This is a genomic window from Tahibacter sp. (assembly GCF_035481375.1).
In the GTDB taxonomy this organism is placed as follows: Bacteria; Pseudomonadota; Gammaproteobacteria; order Xanthomonadales; family Rhodanobacteraceae; genus Tahibacter.
Window position 1 is genome coordinate 1 of record NZ_DATIGT010000335.1, and the last position, 3,958, is coordinate 3,958.

A 3,958-nucleotide genomic window follows, 5' to 3' on the forward strand; every position below is an offset into this window, starting at 1 on the left:
TGTCCGCCGCCGGCAGCAGCGGCAGCGACTGTACCGATTGCGTCGGCGCGTCGACGATCGACGACAGCAGCGTCGCGAAGCTCTCGGCGAAGCGCGCGATCGTCGCTGCGTCGAACAGGCTGTCGGCATAGAGCCAGCGCACGTGCAGGCCGTCGTCGATCTCGCTGATGTGCAGCTCGATGTCGAAGCGCGCGATGTCGCCGCCGCTAGCCAGGTGCGTGATCGCGAGACCCGGCAGGCGCAGCTCGGTCTGTTCGAGGTTGTGGAAGCTGAAGCTGATCTGGAACAGCGGCGCGTGATTCAGGCTGCGCTCGGGCTTGAGCGCATCGACGAGCATGTCGAACGGCAGCAGCTGGTGCGCGCTCGCATCGAGAATGCGTTCGCGGCTGCGTGCGAGCAGCTCGCCGAAACAGGGATCGCCCGACAGGTCCGTGCGCAGCACGAGGTTGTTGATGAAGAAGCCGATCAGCGGCTCGACCTCGCGCGCGACGCGGCCCGCCACCGGCGAGCCCATGACGACGTCGGTCTCGCCGCTCCAGCGGCCGATCAGCAGCGCGAACGCGCTCTGCAGCAGCATGAACAGGCTGGCGTCGTGACGCTGCGCGAGTGCGCGCAGCGACTGCGTCAGCGGTGCGGGGATGTCGTGCACGATGCGTCCGCCGCTGAAGCGCTGCTGCGCCGGCCGCGCGCGGTCGAGCGGCAGCGCGTGCACGCGCGGCAGGTCGCGCAGCTGCTCGCGCCAGAAATCCAGATGCCGCTGCAGGCGTTCGCCCTGCAGCTGCGTGCGCTGCCAGTGCGCGAAATCGCTGTATTGCAGGGCGAGCGGCAGCAGCGGATTCGCGCGGTTCTCGCGCAGCGCCGCGTAGATCGCGCCGAACTCGCGCACGAGCAGCGCGGTCGACCAGCCGTCGGAGGCGATGTGATGCATCGTCAGCACGGCGACGTGGCGCGCGTCGCCGAGGCGAATCAGGCGGCAGCGCAGCAGCGTGTCGTGCGCGAGATCGAACGGCACGGCGGTTTCCTGCGCGATCAGCGCGCGCAGTTGCTCGTCCTGCGTAGCCGCGTCGGCGGCGCTCAGATCGCTGGTCGCGAACCCCGCCCGGCCGTCGGCCGCGAGCTGCAGCGTCGCCGCGCCGTCGACCGGGACGAAGCGCGTGCGCAGCACTTCGTGGCGCTGGACGATGGTGTCGAGCGCGCGACGCAGCGCGGTCGCGTCGAGATCGCCGTCGAGGCGCAGCGCCGCGGCGATGTGGTACTGGCGGCTGCCGCCTTCGAGCTGGTCGATGAACCACAGGCGCTGCTGCGCGAACGACAGCGCCGGCACACCGGCCGGCGCGCGCGCGATCGGCGCCGCGGCGGCCTCGGATTCCTCGGCGATCCGCGCCGACAGCGCGCGCACGGTCGGGTGTTCGAACAGCGCGCGCACGGGCACGCGGCGCTGCAGGCGCTCGGCAATCTCGCTGACCACGCGCGTGGCCAGCAGCGAATGGCCGCCGAGCCGGAAGAAATGATCGTCGATGCCGATGCGCGCGAGACCGAGCACGTCCTGCCAGATGTCGACGAGCGCGGTCTCCTGCGCATCGCGCGGCGCGACGTAGGTTTCCTTCTCGAAGTCGTTCTCGTCGGGCGCCGGCAGCGCGCCGCGGTCGAGCTTGTTGTTCGCGCTGAGCGGCATCGCGTCGAGCAGCACGTAGACCGACGGCTGCAGGTATTCCGGCAGCCGGCCGCGCGCGAACTCGCGCAGCGCGCCGATGCGCTCGAACTTCCAGCGCTGGATCTCGGACTCGTCGTCGGCGCTTTCGAGGATCGACGCGCGCGGCACGACATAGGCGACGAGCCGGCCGCGGCCTTCGCCGTCGGCGCGCACCGCGACGCAGCACTCCGCGACGTCGGCATGGGCGGCCAGCGCGCTCTCGATCTCGCCGAGCTCGATGCGGAAACCGTTGACCTTGACCTGGTCGTCGGTACGTCCGACGAATTCGAGACTGCCGTCGGCGAGCCAGCGCACGAGATCGCCGCTGCGATAGCAGCGCTCGCCGGCGACCTGCGGATCGGCCGGGAACTTCTGCGCCGTGAGTTCTCCGCGGCCGAGATAGCCGAGCGTCACGCCGGCGCCGGCGATATACAGCTCGCCCGCGACGCCGACCGGCACCGGCTGGCCGGCCGCGTCGAGCACGAGCAGCCGCGTATTCGCGATCGGCCGGCCGATCGGCACGGCGTCGCCGGCCACGGCGTCGCCCGGTTCGCAGCGCTGCACGCTGCAGCCGACGACGGTTTCGGTCGGACCGTATTCGTTGATGACGACGGACTGCGGCAGCACCTGCGCGCGGAAGCGCTGCAGCGTGCGGCGCGTGAGCTGCTCGCCGCCGACGACGAGGACATGCGGCGTCTGCGACGCGGTGCCTTTGTACAGATTGGCCATCGCATCGAGATGCGCCGGCGTCAACTTGAACAGCCAGCGCTGCGGCGACGCCGCGTAGTCGAGCAGCTGCGCGAGGCATTCCGCCGTGTCGTCGGCGAGCATGACGCTGGGCTTGCCGGCGAGCCACGGCGCCATCAGCGTGGTGACGGTCGCATCGAAGCCGAACGGGGTCGCGACGAGCGCACCGGCGATGTCGGCATCCAGGTAGTCGCGCGCGGCGAATTCCAGATAGTTGACGACGCCGCGGTGCGGCACGACGACGCCCTTGGGCTGGCCGGTCGAGCCCGAGGTATAGATGACATAGCACGCATCGCCGGCAGTGAGGCCGGTCGCGGCGTCGCCGGGATTCGTCGCCGGGTAGTCGGCGAGCAGGCGGTCGGACAGGTCGAGCGGCAGCGCCTCGCGGTCGTCGAGCGGCAGCGCGCCCCAGAATTCCGAATGCGTCAGCACGAGTTCGATGCCGGCGTCGTCGAGCAGATAGGCCTGGCGGTCCGACGGCGCGTCGGGCGAAAGCGGCACATAGGCCGCGCCGGCCTTCAGCACGCCGAGCAGCGCGACCGTCATCTCCGGCGAGCGGCGCAGGCAGATGCCGACGCGCGCACCGGGCTTCGCGCCGCGTTCGATCAGGTAGTGCGCGAGCCGGTTCGCACGCGCGTTGAGTTCGGCGTAGCCGACCGTTTCATCCGCGCCGACGACCGCAGCAGCATCCGGCGTGCGTACCGCCTGTTCCTCGAACAGCGCATGCACGCCGATGTCGTCGCGGAACGCGACGCGCTCGCCGCGGCCGGACTCGCGCAGCCGCTGCGCCTCGGCCGGCGCGATCAGCGGCAGTTCGCCGACCGGCGTGCGCGGCGCGTCGAGCGCAGCCTGCAGCAGCACGCCGAAGCTGTCGGACAGCCGCGCGATCGCGTCGGCGTCGAACAGCGTGCGGTTGTACGACCAGACCGTCTGCAGCGTGTCGCCTTCGTCGGCGACGTTGAACTCGATGTCGAACTGGTTGATCGTGTCGGCCTGCGGCGGCGCGGCGACGGTCAGGCCCGGCAGGCGCAGTTCGCCCTGCCCGGCGTTGTGGTACGAGAACAGGATCTGGAACAGCGGGCTGTAGCTCAGGCTGCGCTCGGGCCGCAGCGCGTCGACGAGCATCTCGAACGGCAGCGCCTGATGACTGAACGCGTCGAGCACCGACTGGCGGCTCGCCGCGAGCAGGTCCGCGAACGACTGGCGCGGATCGATGCGCGTGCGCAGCACGAGCGTGTTGACGAAGAAACCGACCAGCGGCTCGACGTCCGGATGCATGCGGCCCGACACCGGCGTGCCGACGACGACATCGTGCCCGTCGGCGCCGGACGCGTTGCCGTAGCGCGCGATCAGCAGCGCGAACACGAGCTGCAGGAACACATAGGGCGTCATGTCCGCCGCGGCGCAGTGCGCACGCAGCCGCGCAACGAGCGCCGCCGGCAGCCGCGCCTGATGCATGCCGCCGCGGAACTGCTGCTGCGGCGGACGCGCGCGGCTCAGCGGCAGGCCGTGCACCGG

General features: G+C 71.0%; 1 protein-coding gene. It reads right to left on the reverse strand.

Going from position 1 to position 3,958, the window contains the following annotated elements:
• The coding region (locus VLF18_RS22295; protein ID WP_325281832.1) for an amino acid adenylation domain-containing protein at positions 1-3,958 on the reverse strand (3,958 nt) is incomplete at both ends.